This window comes from Allokutzneria sp. NRRL B-24872 (assembly GCF_002155965.1).
Taxonomy (GTDB): Bacteria; Actinomycetota; Actinomycetes; order Mycobacteriales; family Pseudonocardiaceae; genus Allokutzneria.
The window spans coordinates 51227-66261 of record NZ_MUMH01000023.1 but is presented as its reverse complement, the minus strand read 5'-3'; the positions used below and the strand labels follow the sequence as shown (position 1 = coordinate 66261).

The window sequence follows — 15035 nt, the reverse complement described above, 5'->3', positions numbered from 1 at the left end:
CTTTGCCGCGGCGGCCCGAAAAGGACGATAAGGGCTGTGAAGCGATTGTTCAAGAATGTCTTCGGGATTCATGAATGTGAATATCGGCGTTATCCGGAATGCTCGGCCACCGAGGTCGTCAGCTTCCGCAGCAGCCCGCGCAGCTGGTCGAACTCGGCGAGCTCCAGCCCCATCGCCGTACCGATGGCGGGCGGCAGCTCCAGTGCCCGCCCGCGCAGCGCCGCGCCCTCGTCGGTGACGGTCACCAGCACCGAGCGTTCGTCGTCCTGCCTGCGCTCCCTGCGCACGAGCCCGGCCTTCTCCAACCGCTTGAGCAGCGGCGACAGCGTGCCGTAGTCCAGCTGGAGGGCGGCGCCGAGATCCTTCACCGGGCACGCGCCGTTCTCCCAGAGCGCGAGCATCACCAGGTACTGCGGGTAGGTCAGCCCGAGCTTGTCCAGCAGCGGCCGGTAGAAACCGGTGACCGCCCTCGACGCCGCGTACAGCGCGAAGCAGACCTGGTCGTCGAGGCGCAGCGAGGGCTCGGTCATGGCGCGAGTTTAGTGCGCCGACGATGAGATCGCGGGCAAGCTAAACGTGAGGAATAGGAACCCCGGGGCCGGGGTTACCCCAGAGGGACCGACGAGCGAGGAGCGCCGACACATGGCAACTGTCGAACTGACCACCGAGAACTTCGAGCAGGTAGTCGGCGGCGAAGGCACGGTGCTGGTCGACTTCTGGGCGTCGTGGTGCGGGCCGTGCCGGATGTTCGCCCCCGTCTACGAGGCCGCCTCCGAACGCCACGACGACATCGTGTTCGGCTCGGTGAACACCGAGGAGCAGGTGCAGATCGCCTCCGCGTTCAACATCTCCTCCATCCCGACGCTGATGGTCTTCCGCGAGGGCGTCGTGCTCTACGCGCAGCCCGGCGCGCTGCCGGAGGCGAGCCTGGAGGAGCTGATCGCCCAGGCCCGCGCCGTCGACATGACCGAGGTCCACCGCCAGGTCGCCGAGCACCAGGCCAAGCAGTCCTAGCTCCCGTCCGCCCGTTTCGTACTCATAGCGGTCGTGCTCTTTCTCCCGCTATGAGTACGAAACGGGTGACTCGGGGCTGCGATGGGGTCCTGGTGGTACTCGGTTCCACTTGGGGCTCGGTGCCTTCGAGAACTGCGTAGGCTCGTGGGGTGCTGGAACTCGGTTTCACGGCGCAGGACCTCGCGCGGACGCGCTTCGCGTTCTCCCCGCTGTGGGAGGTCGTGGCGAGCGTCCGCGTCCTGAAGGAGCCCGCCGCGCACGCGTTGCACCTGCCGTGGATCTCCTCGGCCACGGAGCGGGTTCGCGGACTGGACCTGCGCGTGCTCGACGCTCTGGTACCCGTGCCCTCGCGGCGACTGCCCGCGTTCCTCGCTCCGACGCCGACAACTCCGGTGCCGGACATCGCCGACGAGCTCGAAGCCCTGCGCGCGGTGCCCGCCGACGAGGTCCGCGCGGGGGTCGACCTCCTTGACCGCCCCGCACCGTTGCACCCGCTGTACGACGATCCGGTCAGGGGCCTGGCGGAGCTGGCCGAAACGGTCGCGGCGTACTGGGAAGCCGCGCTCCTGCCGCACTGGCCGAGGATTCGCGCGCTGCTGGAGGGCGAGGTGCTCTACCGCTCCCGGCGGCTGGCCGAAGGTGGGGCGCAGCGGCTCTTCGTCGACCTGGACCCCGCGGTCAGCTGGACCGGTGACAGCCTTGTGGTGCAACGGAAAACGCCCGCGAAGCTGCAACTGGACGGCCGGGGTCTGGTGCTCGTGCCCTCGGTCTTCGTCTGGCCGAGGGTGTTCTCCAAGATCGTCGACTCCTGGCAGCCGGTGCTGCGCTACCCGCCGCGCGGGATCGCCACCCTGTGGGAGCGCGGGCGCAACCCGGTCCCGGACGCGCTCGCGGCGGTACTCGGTCTCTCAAGGGCCCAGATCCTCGCGGAACTGGACGCCCCGGCGTCCACATCGGAATTGGCGCGTCGCACGGGGATCACGGCGGGCGGGGTGTCGCAGCAGTTGTCGTTGCTGCGCGAGGCCGGGCTGGTCACCTCGAACCGGACCGGGCGCTTCGTGCTCTACCAGCGGACCCCGGCCGCCGATGCCCTGCTGGGGGCCGGGGTCGACGGGCTCAGCTCGTCGTGAGCAGCAGCTTGCCGGTGGTCCTGCGGCCCTGAAGGTCCTCGTGCGCCCGTCGCGCGTCGTCGAGTGAGTAGCGGCCACCGACGGCGATGTCGAGCGTGCCCGCCTGGATGGCGTCGAACACCTCGCCCGCCCGCCACAGCAGTTCCTCGCGGCTGGCGGTGTGGTGGCCGAGCGACGGTCGGGTGAGGAACACCGAGCCCGCCTGGTTGAGGCGCTGCGCGTCGAAGGGCGGCACCGCGCCGCTGGCCGCGCCGTAGAGGGCGAGCAGGCCGCGCGGGCGAAGACTGGCCAGGCTCGCGTCGAAGGTGTCCTTGCCGACGCCGTCGTAGACCACGTGCGCGCCGCCCCCGTCGGTCAGGGCGCGCACCCGCTCCGCGACGTCCTCCTCGGTGTAGCGGATGACCTCGTCGGCACCGGCGGCGCGGGCCAGCTTCTCCTTCTCCGCCGTGGAGACCGTTCCGATCACCCGCCCGCCGCGCGCCTTGACCATCTGCGTCAGCAGCAGCCCCATCCCGCCGGCGGCGGCGTGCACGAGCGCCACGTCGCCCTCAGCGACCGGATGGGTCGACGCGGTGAGGTAGTGCGCCGTCATGCCCTGGAGCATCGCGCCCGCCGCGGTCTCCAGGTCCACAGTGGAGGGAACCGGGACGAGCTGCGCGGCGGGGGCGACGAGCTGCTGGGCGTAGCTGCCGATCGCCGAGGCCCACGCCACCTTGTCGCCCACCGCGAACTCCGTCACGCCCTCGCCGAGCGCCGCGACGGTGCCCGCGCCTTCGAGGCCGAGCGTGAACGGCAGCGGGATCGGGTAGGCGCCGGTGCGGTGGTAGGTGTCGATGTAGTTCACCCCGGCGGCGGCCACGTCCACCAGCACCGTTCCGGGACTCGGTTCCAGTTGGTCCCGCGTCTCGGCCACAAGGACCTCGGGTCCGCCGTGGGATCGAACGACTACCGCCCGCATGCTGCCTCCCTGACTGGGCTTGCCTGACTGCTCAGGGCCAACACGCGGGCGCCGCCGGGTGTTCCCGCCTCACGCGTCCGTGCGGAGTCGGGCCAGCCTGCGCTCGGTCGGCCAGCGCACGTCCCACGCCCAGCCCAGCTTCTCGAAGAACCAGATCACCCGCGCCGAGATGTCGATCTGCCCGCGCAGCACGCCGTGCCGGGCGCAGGTCGGGTCGGAGTGGTGCAGGTTGTGCCAGGACTCGCCGAAGGAGAAGATCGCCAGCGGCCACACGTTGGCGGCCTTGTCCTTGGACTTGAACGGCCGGTCGCCGATCAGGTGGCAGATGGAGTTCACCGACCAGGTCACGTGGTGCAGGAACGCCACCCGCACCAGGCCCGCCCAGAAGAACGCGGTCAGCGCGCCCCACCACGACCAGGTCAGCAGTCCGCCGAGCACGGCGGGCAGCACGAAGCTCGCGGCGGTGAGGTACGGCAGCATCCTGTCGATGCGCTGAACGTCCTTGTCCGCCAACAGGTCTGGTGCGAAGCGCTGTGCGTTGGTGACCTCGTTGTTGAACATCCAGCCCATGTGCGCGTGCCAGAAACCCTTGGCCAGAGCGGCGGGCGTGGTGCCGAAGGCCCACGGCGAGTGCGGGTCGCCCTCCTTGTCGGAGAACGCGTGGTGCCTGCGGTGGTCGGCCACCCACGCGGTGACCTCGCCCTGCACCGCGAGGTGCCCGCACAGCGCCAGCGCGATCTTGAGGCCGCGCTTGGCCTTGAACGAGCCGTGGGTGAAGTGCCGGTGGTAGCCGATCGTGACGCCGAGCCCGGCAAGCACGAAGAACACCGCGAACAGCGCCACGTCCACCCAACCGAGGCCCCAGCCCCACGCCAGCGGCGCGGCGACCAGGAAGGCCAGCGTCGGTGGGATCAGCACGAACAGCCGCACCGCGAGGTGCGCGGCGGGTGTGCCTTCCAACAGCGGTTTGGGACCGGAGGAGGTCTCGACCGGGGTCGTCGTCATGTCGAGGACACTGCCCGGTCGCGGCCGCCGGAACACTGGTGCTGGCCCCCGGACCAGGACTGAGGTTCTCCCGTTAAGGTCACCGCGTGAGTCGGCTGGACGCTTCGCGACGACGCGAGCAGATCGTGGCCGCGGCCCAGCGGGTGCTCGTGGAGCACGGCGTGCGGGCCGCGACCACGCGGCGCGTCGCGGCCGAGGCCGGGGTCACCGTCGGGCTGATCCACTACCACTTCGCCACCAAGGACGAGCTCTTCGCCGAGGTGCTGGCCCGGTCGACGGAGTCGCTGGTGCAGGCCATCCGCACCACCTCGCCGGACGGCAGTTCGCTGCGGGACTGCGTCCGGGCGTTGATCGCGCGCGTGGTGGCGCGCTCGGACGTGCTGCTCGGGCAGCTCCAGCTGACCATCGCGGTGATGCGCGGGGCGGAGCTGGCGCAGCTGGCCACCGCGAAGTACCGGGCGGTGGTGGCCGCGCTCGCCGAGCGGTTCCGGGAAACACCCGATCCGCCCGCCGATCCCGAGGCGCTGGCGCTGGTGTTCCTCACCGTGGCCGACGGCCTCGTGGTGATCGCTTCGGCGCTGCCGGAAGCGCACGGGGCGGCCGAGGCGGCCGAACGAACGATTCTCTCGGGCACCGCCCTGGGCGCGCCGGCCAGGCTCGCGACTCCCAGGAATTAACTCGAACGGGTTAGTGGAAACCCGGCTCCTTGCGTTTGCCACGCCCATATTTGACGATTCCTTGCAGTGACACCCTGCACCACGTTGATCATCCCTGTGAAAACCGGAAGCTGCGTGTGATGGCCCAATCCCTGGAGTCGTGGATCGAATCCGACGTCCGGCCCTTCGAGGACAAATCGCTGTCGTATTTGTCTCAATATCATTTCTTTCGCGATCCGACAAGGGCGGCGTCCTGTGACCCCGGCCTGTTCTTCGCCCCCGCCGACGGCATCCTGCTCTACCAGGGCGTGGTCAAGGCGGACGAGCCGGTCGTGGAGATCAAGGGCGTGCCCTACACGCCCAGGGACGCGTTACGCGATCCCGATTTCGACCGGCCCAGCCTGGTCATCGGGATCTTCATGACCTTTTTCGACGTCCACGTCAACAGAATTCCCTATTCCGGAAGGCTGTCCTGGCGCACGGTCGAGCCGATCGACACCCTCAACCATCCGATGCTGGCGATGGAGCAGGACCTGTTGACGGAGTTGCGCATCGATCCCGACCGCGCCGGATACCTGCACCACAACCAGCGCGTGGTGAACCGGATCGACGTCCCCGCGCTGCGCCAGTCCTACTACGTGCTGCAGATCGCCGACCACGACGTCGACGCGATCACCCCGTTCGCCCTGCGCCAGAACCGGCCCGTGTTCCAGGGGCGGCGGTTCTCCCAGATCCGCTACGGCTCCCAGGTGGAGCTGGTCATCCCGCTGTCCGACCACGCCGAGTTCGTGCCGCTGCAACGGACCGGGACCCACGTGCAGGCCGGGGTCGACCCCCTGGTCCGCGTGGTCCTGCCCGGTCAGGAGCAGGAAGGAGACACAGCGGCATGATCGCCGTTGTCCCGCAGCAGCCCTCGCTCGACCCGTGGGAGCCCTCGGCGCTCCCGGCCAACCCGAGCCAGCTCACCCGCCCCGCCTTCCTGATGAACGCCCCGTTCTCCGCGCCGGTGGTCCGGGCGCGGCCGACGGAGCGCGTACCCCGGCCGCGCAAGGCCTTCGCCCAGTTCTTCGACCTCTACCACCTGGTCGCCGCCGAAGCCCTGGTGACGGTCCTGCCGACCCCCTGCCCGAACGGCCTGCCCGAACTGGTCTACACGGCCAACCTCGGCGTGGTGCTCGACCACGCCGGTGACCGCGACACGGTGGTGATCTCCAACCACCCCGACGAACCGCGCCGCGCCGAAGCCGAGGTGGGGGCGGGGTTCTTCCACGCGATGGGCTACCGCACGCACGTGCCGGAAGGGCGCTTCGGCGGCGAGGCGGACCTGAAGCACCTGCGCGACAACGTCTACGTCGGTGGGTGCGGCCCGTTCTCGGACTCCGAGACCTACGACTGGATGGAACGCGCCTTCGACATGCGGGTGATCCGGCTGGGGTTGGGCGAGGCCGAGCTGGCGCGCCTGGACCGCGTGCTCTTCCCGCTCACCAAAGATAAAACGCTGGTGTGCGCCGAGCTCTTCGAGCGGGCGGAGCTCGCGGAGCTGGAGCGGCACACCGAGATCGTGCCCGTGTCCATTGAGGACTGCCACGCGGGCGCGTGCGGTTCGGTCCGGCTGCACAACGTGTGGCTGAACTCCTCGCACGTGCACGACCTGCGCGCGGGAACCGAGGAGTACCAACGGGAAGTCGCCAAGAACCGGCGCATCGAGGACATCGCCTCCGCGCTCGCCTTCGAGGTGAACTACGTGAACCTCTCCGAGTACCGCCAGGACGGCGCGCAGCTCTCGGCGATGCTGTTGCACCTCAACAGGTTCTCGTACGCGTTCCAGATGCTGTGAGGAAGCGGGGGCGTCGGCGGCCACCGACGCCCCCCGCTGTCTCAGCTCTCCAGCGCGACCCTGCGGGCCAGGCCCAGCGGCAGCGCTCCGGAGCCCGCGATGGTGGCGTTGAACGACCGCACGTCACCACGACTGGCCGCGAGGTAGTCCTCGCGGATCTTCTCGATCTCCAGGCTGCCGGTCAGGTACGACGGCGCCTGCGTCGGCCACGCGCAGTACCGGTTGACCTCGCCGACCGCGGTGCCCGGCGTGAGCGAAGCCTTGGTAGCCATGTGCTTCTCGGCCTCCTCGATGCTCATCTCGCCGCAGTGCAGCGCGGTGTCCACCACGATCCGCGCGGCGCGGAAGATCCGCGCGTCCAGGTGCGCCAGCTCGTGCGCGGGGTCGGCGAAGTACCCGTTCTCGCTGAGCAGCCGCTCCGCGTAGAGCGCCCAGCCCTCGGAGAAGTACGGGGTGCGGAACAGCTTGCGCACCGTGCGGTCGCTGCCCGCCATCCACGACAGGTGCCAGTGGTGGCCGGGGTATGCCTCGTGCACGGCGATGGTCGGCATCTGCGCCCGCGCGTTGGTGGCCAGCCGCTGACGCACCTGCTCCTCGGTGAAGTCCTCCGGCGTGAAGGGCACGAAGAAGTGGCCCAGCCGCGAGGAGGTCAGCGGCGGCGGCGCGATGTAGAAGGCCACCGACAGGATCGGCCGCTGGAAACCGGGGGAGGGCACCACACGGCACTCCTCGCCCTCGGCGAAGGGCACCAGGTCGTTGTCGATCAGGAACCGCCGCGCGCGCTCGGTCTCCGCCGCGTACTCCTCGCGCATCGCCTCCAGCGTCGGCGGGTGGTCGTTCTGCAACGCCGTCATCACGGCGTGCCAGTCCCGCGAGCCACCGGGTACCTTCGCGGCCAGCTCCCGCATCTGCTCGTCCAGCTCGGCGTAGACGGCCTTGCCGCGCTCGTGCAGCTCGGTCGCGCCGTAGCCCAGCAGCTCCCGCTCCCGCAGCAGCGCCGAGTACTTCCGCTCGCCCATCCGCCAGTCGCCGTTGGCGCGCTCGGCGAACTCGGCGAGCCAGGTCGCGAACTCGTCGAAGGCGTCGGCCGCAGGGGCAGCGGCCTCGGCGAGGGCGCGGCGCAGCGACTCGTCGGCGACCTCGCCGGGCAGTGCCGTGGTGAGGAACGCGCGAGCGCTGCGCGTCTGGCCGAGCGCGCGCTTCACGATCAGCGCGGGGGAGATCGAGGCGTCCAGGTTCGCCTTGGCCGCCGCGAGCGCGCCGGGGACCTCGCGCAGCCGCGCCACGGCGGAGGCGACCAGCTCCGCCTCGGGCCGCAGCCGGTGCAGGAACAGGGTGAACAGGCCGGACAGGATCGGGCTCACGTAGAGGCCGGGGTCACGGCGCCAGTCGGGCTCGTCGGCCTGGACCACCTCACCGCGCAGCGTCGCGAGCACGAGGTCGCGGTCGACGGAGTCGTCGAGGGACAGGCCGGAGGCGTCCACGGCGGCGAAGCGGTCCAGCCACTCGCGGGTCTCGGTGTCGCGACGGGTCCAAGCGGCGGCGGACTGGTCGCCGAGGGTGTCCTCGCGACCCGTCGCGCCCAGCAGCGTGGCACGGACCGGGTGGGCGTCCAGGTGCCACTCGACGAAGGAGTCAAGGAGGGTTCGCAGTTCGGTCACCCCGAAGAACTTAGCCGTTCTAACGAGTTGTGTCTCGGCTCGTCTGCCGCCAGCCACAACCCGAAGCCGGTTTTGTTGTACTTCAAGACACCTCTGCCGAAGCGGTCACCGCTCTAGGCTCACCGGGATGAGCGAGCAGACCGCCACCGCCCCTTCCGCCCCGGCCAGGACGGTCGCGGTGGTCAACGCCTTCGTCGCCGAGCACGGTGACCCCACTCGTGCCGTGATCCAGTACATCGGCAACGCCGGAGTCCGGCTGACCCTCGTCGGTTCGGACGGCGCGCTCGGTGACGTGGTCGTCCCGGACGTCGCCACCGCCGAGGCCGTCTGCGCCGCCGTCGAGGGCGTCCAGGTCTCGGAGTGGGACCGCGAGACCGTCGCCGCCACCGTGATCGGCCCCGCCCACCGCCGCAAGATGGCGGGCCCGCGGGCGCGGAAGTGAGCCCTCGCGTCCTGCTGGCCTCCTGCGCAGAACTGCCGGAGAGCGACGGCGACGACACGCCGCTGCCCGCCGTGCTGGCCGAGGTCGGGATCGAGGCGGAGTGGAAGCCCTGGGACTCCATCCGCGACGCTGAGCCTGCGGACCTCGTGGTACTCCGTTCCACCTGGGACTACCCGCTGCGGCGTACCGAGTTCCTGGCGTGGTGCGACGGCGTCCCCGCGTTGGCCAACCGCGCTGACCTGGTGCGGTGGAACACCGACAAGGCGTACATGGCGGATCTCGCCGCGACGGGACTGCCCGTGGTGCCGACGCACTTGGTGCCACCTGGCGCGGACTTGGGCCCATATGACACTGAGATCGCGTTGAAACCGGCGGTCGGCGCGGGCTCGCAGGGCGCTGGGCGATTCCTGCCCGAGGAGCGTGAGCGCGCGGAGGCACACGTCGCCGCGCTGCACGCTCAGGGCCGCACGGTGGTTCTCCAGCCCTATCAGCCCGCGGTGGACGTCGAAGGGGAGACGGCGCTCGTCTTCTTCGGCGGCCGGTTCTCGCACGGCTTCCTGAAGGGCCCGATGCTGCCGCGCGGCGAGGTCGAGATGTCGGCACTGTTCGTCGATGAGCGGTTGAAGCCGGTCATGCCGGACGCGACACGGCGCATGCTCGCGGAGGACGCGCTGGACGCGGCGTGCGGACTCCACGGCATCGAGCGCTCGGACCTCCTGTACGCGCGGGTCGACGTCCTGAGTGGGACCGACGGCGCTCCGCTGCTGCTTGAACTGGAGCTGGCCGAGCCGTCGCTGGGCTTCCGGCAAGCCGATCCGGGCGCGCCGCTGCGGTTCGCCTCGGCCGTGCGCGCGGAGCTGGCACGCCGCTGACCTCGCTTCCGAAGTTCCGATACCATCGTGGCTTCAGTACTCACTGAAGCTAGGGGGCGAGGGTGTCGGACACCAGCCGAGTCGGCGGACGGCAGCCGTCGGACTGGATCGAGTCGTTCGCGGCCCGGTTCGAGGCGCAGGAGGGCATGCCGCTGATCGCCGGCCGCATCCTGGCGTTCCTGCTGATCTGCGATCCCGTCGAGCGCACGGCGGCCGAGCTGGGCGCCGCGCTGTCCGCGAGCAGCGGTTCGATCAGCACCAACGTCCGCCTGCTGCTGGCGCGGGGACTGATCAGCAAGACCACCCGGCGCGGCCGGGAGGCGGCGGTCTACCAGGTCCGCGAGGACGCGTGGGCCAACGTCATGCTGCGCCGCCTGGAGTCGGTCGCCGAGGTGAGCGAGCTGACCACGGGCGGCCTGCGCATGCTCAGCGGTCAGGGCGATCGCGCCGACCGCATCCGCGAGGTCGACCAGTTCTACTCCTGGCTCTCCGGCGAGCTGTCGCAGCTGCGCGGGCGATGGGAAGCCCACTCTTCGCGGCGTCGATGAGCACGCCGCAGGACTCAGCGCGTTCCTACGTCGTGGCGCACCACCCCACGGCGCTCGCGGCGATCTTGGGCGGTGGGGCGACGTCGGCGCGGCGGACTTCCACGTCCGACCTGGACATCGTGGTGTTCGTGTCCGACCCTCCGCCGCCGTTCCGCGTGACCGACGAGCACGACGGCTGGCCGGTGGAGCTGTTCGCGCACACTCGGGAGACCTTCGTGTCCTTTGTGGACCGTGAGGTCGCGCTGCGTGGGTCGCCCCTGCTGCACATGTGCGCCGAGGGAACCCTGCTCTTCGACCACTCCGGGATCGGTGAATGGGCGCGCACGACGTCGCGGGAGCGCTTCGCCGAGGGACCGCCGCCGCTGAGTCCCACGGAGTTGGAGGACGCTCGGTACCGCGTCACCGACCTGCTCGACGATCTCGCGGGCGCGACCGACCCCGACGAGCGGCTGCTGATCGCCAACCGCCTGCTGACCACGGTCGCGGAGCTGGTGCTGAGCGTGCGCGGCAGCTGGCTGGGCACGGGGAAGTGGTTGCTGCGCAGGCTCCGCGAGGTCGACCCCGTCGCCTGCGCGTCGCTGCTCTCCACCTATCGCGCGCTCGTGGCCAGCGACGCGCCCGAAGCGTTCCACCGTGCGGTCTCCGACGTCCTCGACTCCGTCGGCGGCCGGTTGCTCGTCGGCTACCGCCGTCCCCCGGCGTCAGGGAGAGAGCCGGGTCAGCCAGTCGCGTAGGAGCGCGGTCTCGGCGTCGCTGAGCGCGGTGGGGGAGTCGGCCAGGAGCGCGTTGAGGTGCGCGGCCACCGGCGCGACCGCTGACGGCGTCGGCGCGGGGTCGGCCAGGATGCGCGCGTGCACGGCGTCGCGAACCTGGTGGGACAGCTCGGGATCGTCGAAGTGCTGCGGGCGCGTGATCAGCATCAGCGCCACGCCGACGTTCGCCGACATCACCATGCGCGCCGCGACGACCGGGCTCACGCGCAGGCGTCCGGCCGCCGCGCAGCGCTCCAGGGTCGCGACCAACAGCCGGAACGCCTCGGCACCCGCGGTGGGGGAGGCGGTCGTCGACGTGGAGTACATCAAGCGGTAGAAGCTCTTGTGCGCCAACGCGAAGTCGGTGTGCGCGTCCCAGCCCTCGCGGAGGTCGCGCACCGGGTCGTCGGAGGGCACGCGGGCTCGCTTGGACTCCAGGTACTGCTCGAAGCCGTAGTCGACCACGGCGGCGAGCAGCCCACCCTTGTCGCCGAACTGGCGGTAGAGCACCGGCTGCCCGACCCCGGCCGCCTGGCAGATGGCGCGCGTGGACACCTCGCCGGTAGGCGAGTCGGCCAGCAACTCCGCCGTCACCTCCAGGATGCGGGCGCGGGTGCTCATGGTCGCCGCCCCGCCACGCGCTCGAAAGCGGCTTCGACCTCTTTGACCAGCCTGGACGGGTTCCCGTCCGCGAGCTGCCGGCCCGCCTGGAAGCAGCCGAGCGCCAGCTGCGCGGCGAGTACGGCGACCTCCCTCGGCGTGCCTCGCTCGACCAGGATGTCTTCGAGGGCCTGGGTGTAGCGCTGGATCTTGCGAACGCCGCGGTCGAACAGCTCGGGGTTCTCCTCCATCAGCCGCTCGTGCACCAGGTAGTGCTTCCTGTCCTTGGTGATCGCTTCGCACAGCACCAGAACCGTCCCGCGCAGCTGCCGCATCGCGGGACAGACGCTCTTCGCGGCAACGGCGCCGGACGCGCGCTGGTGCTCGGTCATCACCTCCAACAGGCCTTGCTCGTCGGAGAAGACGACCTCCTGCTTGTCGCCGAAGTAGCGGAAGAACGTCGTCCGCCCCACCTCGGCCCGCTCGGCGATCTCGGTGACGGTCACGTTGGCGAAGCCCCGCTTCGCGAACAGCGCGAAGGCGGCTTCCACGATCTGTTCTCGCGCTCGTTGGCGCTTGCGTTCTCTGAGGTCTGCCACGGGATCAGGGTAGACACACGGAACTGAGTTCCTTTCGGCACTTGCTGCCAAAAGGGATCGGGTTCTCACCGGTTCGAGTGCGGGAACCGCGTTTGAGACGCACCTGGTCGCTCACCAGGAGAACGAGCGGCCGAGCGGGTCGTCGAGGGTGTCACCAGTGGGAGAGATCCCGACGCCGCAAGGGTTCCTCGGCAAGGCTGGCGTGCGGACGGCGAAGCTGACATCGCGACCGCTGACGGGGTCGAGACCATCTTTGCGGTGAATGTGCTCGCTGACCGTGCGCTGTGTCGCCAGTGCTGACGGCGACGGGGGAGCTAGCTCGTCACGCCGTCGTCGCCGGGGCCTTGCGACGAGGCTCGCTCGGAAGCTCCGTTCCGTCAGCTCCAGGAGCGGGCACGCGCTCCCCGCACACCGTCCACAAACCGGCCATCACAGCGGTGACCGCAGCCGCGCCGAGGACGTGGAAGGACACCAGCGACTCCGGCACGCCCGTCCAGTACTGCACCATCCCGAGCGAGCCCTGAGCGAGCACGGTCCCGACGAGAACCCAGTACCACCGGCGCATCAGCCGGGTCCAGCTCATCGCGCGCAGCGCGAAGCCGAGCGCGATCAGCATGCCCAGGAACAGGAACAGCGCGTCCGCGTGGAACTGCGCGAGCTGGGCGATCGGCAGGTTCAGCCGAGGCGTCTCCGGGTCGCCCGCGTGCGGGCCGGCGCCGGTGACCATGGTGCCCAGCACCAGGACCGCGGCCAGCGCGACCGTGGTGACGATCAGCAGCTGGCGCAGCGGGCGCGGCACGAGCGAGCGGTACTCGCCCTCCACGCCCTCGACCACCGAGTGCAGGAACAGCACCGAGGCCCACACCAGCGCCATCGAGACGAGCAGGTGGAAGGCGACGGTCCACCAGACCAGGCCGAGCAGCACCACGACACCGCCGACCACCCCCTGCGCGAGCACCCCGACGAGCAGGATCGCGGCGAGCCGCACCTGCCGGGAACCGCGCGGCGTGCGCTTCCACGCCAGGTAGAGGCAGACCAGCGCCACCACGCCGACCAGGCCGGAGAGCAGCCGGTTGCCGAACTCGATCCACTGCTGCACCTGGTCGAACTCGGGATGCGGTACCGGGACGAGGCTGCCGGGCTGACAGTTGGGCCAGGTCGGGCAGCCGAGGCCGGAGCCGGTCACGCGGACAACGGAACCGGTCACCGCGATGATCGACTGCATCACCACGTTGACGATCGCGGCGACGCGGAGCAGGGACGATGCGGGCACCCACCGATGGTAGGTCGGCCTCCCTGAGACGGACCGCCCGCCCCGGCGGAGTGCAACGTGCAGTCGATCGGATTGCATATCAGACACGGTCGGCACACGTTTGTCTTTCAGCTGAGTCTGATTGTGACTACCGGCAAGTGCCTGATTCCCTATCCTGAGCCCGACCCCCTCTGCGCTGCGGGTTCGATGGGAAGGGCGGTTGGCGCGAATGTGGAACATGATTCGTAAAAAGTCCTCGGGTCGGGTCGGCAGACGCGACGAGGAAGCATTCCTGCGGCGCTACCCGGCCTATTCCGACACCGCCGCCCTCGACCGGCTCCGCGGTACCGAGTACCGGCACCTGGACGCCGAGGAGCACTGCTACCTCGACTACACCGGCTCCGGGCTGGTCTCCGACGCGCAGTTACGGGCTCAGCTGGCCCGCCTGCGCTCCAGCGTCTACGGCAACCCGCACTCCGACAGCCCGTCCTCCGTGCGCTCCACCGAGCTGGTCGAGGCCGTGCGCGGCGACGTGCTGCGGTTCTTCAACGCCGACCCGGACGAGTACGTGGTGATCTTCACCTCGAACGCCACCGGCGCGTGCCGCCTGGTCGGCGAGGCGTTCCCGTTCGGGCCCGAGGGGCGGCTGCTGCTCACCCAGGACAACCACAACTCCGTCGTGGGCATCCGCGAGTACGCCCGCAACCGCGGCTCCTCGATCGGCCTGGCGCACATCAGCGGGCCGGACATGCGCGTCCCCGAGGAATCCCTGCTCGCCGAGCTCGACCGCGAACCGGCAGGGCCCCGGCTGTTCGCCTACCCCGCGCAGAGCAACTTCACCGGCGTGCAGCACCCGCTCGAATGGGTCCAGCTGGCGCAGCGCCTCGGCTGGCGGGTGCTGCTGGACGCCGCGGCCTTCGCGCCGAGCAACGCACTCGACCTGTCGGCGCACAAGCCGGACTTCGTCCCGGTCAGCTGGTACAAGGTCTTCGGCTACCCCACGGGCGTCGGCGCGCTGGTCGCCCGCAGGGACGCGGTGGAGGAACTGACCCGCCCCTGGTTCTCCGGCGGCACCATCTGGGGTGCGAGCGCGCTCGGCGACTGGCACCGGCTCGACCCGGCACCCGGTGCCTTCGAGGACGGCACGCTGAACTTCCTGCAGCTGCCCGACGTCTCGGTCGGACTGCGGTGGATCAGCCAGATCGGCATGCCGACCATCCACACCCGCGTGCGCTGCCTGACCGCGTGGCTGCTGGACGAGCTCTGCGCGCTCCGGCACGGCAACGGTGAACCGATGGTGCTCGTCTACGGGCCGCGCACCACCGAGGGGCGTGGCGGCACGATCGCCTTCAACTTCCTCACCCCCGACGGCGACCTCGTCGACGAGCGCCTGGTCAGCCGCGAGTCCGCCGCGGCGGGGATCTCCTTGCGCACGGGGTGCTTCTGCAACCCCGGCGCGGGCGAGGCGGCGCTGTCGCTCGGCGTGACCCAGCTCGCGACCCCGACCGACGGCACGATGATCACCCTGGACGACTACCTCGGCGCGATGGGCGTGCCCAACGGCGGCGGTGTCCGGGTCTCCCTCGGCCTGGCGAGCACCTTCGCCGACGTCCACCGCTTCCTCGACTGGTCCGTGCGCACCTATCGGGACCGAGTACCGGATCGGGCCGGATTGCCACCCAGATTGCACTGCTGACCGAGTGGGACGG

At 70.3% G+C, this 15035-nt stretch carries 17 protein-coding genes; 10 read left to right on the top strand and 7 right to left on the bottom strand.

Features of this window, described 5'->3' with window-relative positions; translation table 11 throughout:
• Positions 1–89 precede the first annotated feature (89 nt).
• Complete coding sequence (locus CCN37_RS06915) at positions 90–530, bottom strand: MarR family winged helix-turn-helix transcriptional regulator (RefSeq protein WP_086819823.1); 441 nt, start codon at positions 528–530, stop codon at positions 90–92.
• A 112-nt stretch (positions 531–642) separates the two neighbouring features.
• Between CCN37_RS06915 and trxA the strand changes: the two genes are divergently transcribed.
• Both trxA and CCN37_RS06905 read left to right on the top strand, forming a co-directional pair.
• Complete coding sequence (gene trxA, locus CCN37_RS06910) at positions 643–1014, top strand: thioredoxin (protein ID WP_086819822.1); 372 nt, start codon at positions 643–645, stop codon at positions 1012–1014.
• A gap of 149 nt (positions 1015–1163) precedes the next feature.
• Positions 1164–2144, top strand: coding sequence for a DUF5937 family protein (locus CCN37_RS06905; RefSeq protein ID WP_086819821.1), 981 nt, complete (start codon positions 1164–1166; stop codon positions 2142–2144).
• Here CCN37_RS06905 and CCN37_RS06900 read toward each other — a convergent pair.
• Entirely contained in the window at positions 2131–3102 is a 972-nt protein-coding gene (locus CCN37_RS06900; RefSeq protein ID WP_086819820.1) for a quinone oxidoreductase, read from the bottom strand. The genes CCN37_RS06905 and CCN37_RS06900 overlap by 14 nt on opposite strands.
• 69 nt (positions 3103–3171) lie before the next feature.
• A complete protein-coding gene (locus CCN37_RS06895) occupies positions 3172–4107 on the bottom strand; it encodes an acyl-CoA desaturase (RefSeq protein ID WP_086819856.1) in 936 nt (311 codons plus the stop codon).
• 86 nt (positions 4108–4193) lie between these two features.
• On the opposite strand from CCN37_RS06895, the gene CCN37_RS06890 reads away from it, so the two are divergent.
• The 3 genes from CCN37_RS06890 (at position 4194) to CCN37_RS06880 (ending at position 6600) form a co-directional block, all read left to right on the top strand.
• On the top strand, positions 4194–4784 hold the full coding sequence (locus tag CCN37_RS06890; RefSeq protein WP_086819819.1) for a TetR/AcrR family transcriptional regulator: 591 nt from the start codon (positions 4194–4196) through the stop codon (positions 4782–4784).
• 119 nt (positions 4785–4903) lie between these two features.
• Positions 4904–5653, top strand: coding sequence for a phosphatidylserine decarboxylase (locus CCN37_RS06885; protein WP_086819818.1), 750 nt, complete (start codon positions 4904–4906; stop codon positions 5651–5653).
• Positions 5650–6600 carry an amidinotransferase gene (locus CCN37_RS06880; protein WP_086819817.1) on the top strand — a complete coding sequence of 317 codons (951 nt, stop codon included), beginning with the start codon at positions 5650–5652 and terminating at the stop codon, positions 6598–6600. Before CCN37_RS06885 ends, CCN37_RS06880 begins: the two co-directional genes overlap by 4 nt.
• Before the next feature lie 41 nt (positions 6601–6641).
• Here the strand turns inward: CCN37_RS06880 and CCN37_RS06875 are convergent, their stop codons facing one another.
• Positions 6642–8261 carry a DUF885 domain-containing protein gene (locus CCN37_RS06875; RefSeq protein ID WP_086819816.1) on the bottom strand — a complete coding sequence of 540 codons (1620 nt, stop codon included), beginning with the start codon at positions 8259–8261 and terminating at the stop codon, positions 6642–6644.
• A gap of 127 nt (positions 8262–8388) precedes the next feature.
• Here CCN37_RS06875 and CCN37_RS06870 point away from each other — a divergent pair, with 127 nt between their 5' ends.
• The 4 genes from CCN37_RS06870 to CCN37_RS06855 all read left to right on the top strand — a co-directional run bounded on the left by CCN37_RS06870 (position 8389) and on the right by CCN37_RS06855 (position 10857).
• A complete protein-coding gene (locus CCN37_RS06870; RefSeq protein WP_086819815.1) occupies positions 8389–8703 on the top strand; it encodes a hypothetical protein in 315 nt (104 codons plus the stop codon).
• Positions 8700–9575 carry a RimK family alpha-L-glutamate ligase gene (locus tag CCN37_RS06865; RefSeq protein ID WP_086819814.1) on the top strand — a complete coding sequence of 292 codons (876 nt, stop codon included), beginning with the start codon at positions 8700–8702 and terminating at the stop codon, positions 9573–9575. The genes CCN37_RS06870 and CCN37_RS06865 overlap by 4 nt, the downstream gene beginning before the upstream one ends.
• Before the next feature lie 62 nt (positions 9576–9637).
• Positions 9638–10123 (top strand): GbsR/MarR family transcriptional regulator, encoded by a 486-nt coding sequence (locus CCN37_RS06860; protein ID WP_086819813.1) that lies wholly within the window; start codon positions 9638–9640, stop codon positions 10121–10123.
• Positions 10093–10857 carry a nucleotidyltransferase domain-containing protein gene (locus CCN37_RS06855; RefSeq protein WP_246842859.1) on the top strand — a complete coding sequence of 255 codons (765 nt, stop codon included), beginning with the start codon at positions 10093–10095 and terminating at the stop codon, positions 10855–10857. The genes CCN37_RS06860 and CCN37_RS06855 overlap by 31 nt, the downstream gene beginning before the upstream one ends.
• Here CCN37_RS06855 and CCN37_RS06850 read toward each other — a convergent pair.
• From CCN37_RS06850 to CCN37_RS06840, 3 genes are all read right to left on the bottom strand, one after another.
• Positions 10825–11496: a TetR/AcrR family transcriptional regulator gene (locus tag CCN37_RS06850; protein WP_086819811.1), complete on the bottom strand. Its 672-nt coding sequence runs from the start codon at positions 11494–11496 to the stop codon at positions 10825–10827. The genes CCN37_RS06855 and CCN37_RS06850 overlap by 33 nt on opposite strands.
• Positions 11493–12074, bottom strand: coding sequence for a TetR/AcrR family transcriptional regulator (locus CCN37_RS06845; RefSeq protein ID WP_086819810.1), 582 nt, complete (start codon positions 12072–12074; stop codon positions 11493–11495). Before CCN37_RS06845 ends, CCN37_RS06850 begins: the two co-directional genes overlap by 4 nt.
• A 322-nt stretch (positions 12075–12396) precedes the next feature.
• On the bottom strand, positions 12397–13347 hold the full coding sequence (locus CCN37_RS06840) for a heme A synthase (protein WP_246842858.1): 951 nt from the start codon (positions 13345–13347) through the stop codon (positions 12397–12399).
• A 217-nt stretch (positions 13348–13564) separates the two neighbouring features.
• On the opposite strand from CCN37_RS06840, the gene CCN37_RS06835 reads away from it, so the two are divergent.
• The gene (locus CCN37_RS06835) at positions 13565–15022 is read left to right on the top strand and encodes an aminotransferase class V-fold PLP-dependent enzyme (protein ID WP_210407902.1); all 1458 of its coding nucleotides are present in this window, start codon (positions 13565–13567) and stop codon (positions 15020–15022) included.
• Positions 15023–15035 lie beyond the last annotated feature (13 nt).

What these genes read in the sequence shown, in the direction of transcription:
- CCN37_RS06880 (WP_086819817.1), top strand. Translation starts at nt 5,650, where the DNA reads ATGATCGCCGTTGTCCCGCAGCAGCCCTCGCTCGACCCGTGGGAGCCC.
- CCN37_RS06855 (WP_246842859.1), top strand. Translation starts at nt 10,093, where the DNA reads ATGGGAAGCCCACTCTTCGCGGCGTCGATGAGCACGCCGCAGGACTCA.
- CCN37_RS06885 (WP_086819818.1), top strand. Translation starts at nt 4,904, where the DNA reads ATGGCCCAATCCCTGGAGTCGTGGATCGAATCCGACGTCCGGCCCTTC.
- CCN37_RS06915 (WP_086819823.1), bottom strand. Translation starts at nt 530, where the DNA reads ATGACCGAGCCCTCGCTGCGCCTCGACGACCAGGTCTGCTTCGCGCTG.
- trxA (WP_086819822.1), top strand. Translation starts at nt 643, where the DNA reads ATGGCAACTGTCGAACTGACCACCGAGAACTTCGAGCAGGTAGTCGGC.
- CCN37_RS06850 (WP_086819811.1), bottom strand. Translation starts at nt 11,496, where the DNA reads ATGAGCACCCGCGCCCGCATCCTGGAGGTGACGGCGGAGTTGCTGGCC.
- CCN37_RS06835 (WP_210407902.1), top strand. Translation starts at nt 13,565, where the DNA reads ATGATTCGTAAAAAGTCCTCGGGTCGGGTCGGCAGACGCGACGAGGAA.
- CCN37_RS06895 (WP_086819856.1), bottom strand. Translation starts at nt 4,107, where the DNA reads ATGACGACGACCCCGGTCGAGACCTCCTCCGGTCCCAAACCGCTGTTG.
- CCN37_RS06870 (WP_086819815.1), top strand. Translation starts at nt 8,389, where the DNA reads ATGAGCGAGCAGACCGCCACCGCCCCTTCCGCCCCGGCCAGGACGGTC.
- CCN37_RS06900 (WP_086819820.1), bottom strand. Translation starts at nt 3,102, where the DNA reads ATGCGGGCGGTAGTCGTTCGATCCCACGGCGGACCCGAGGTCCTTGTG.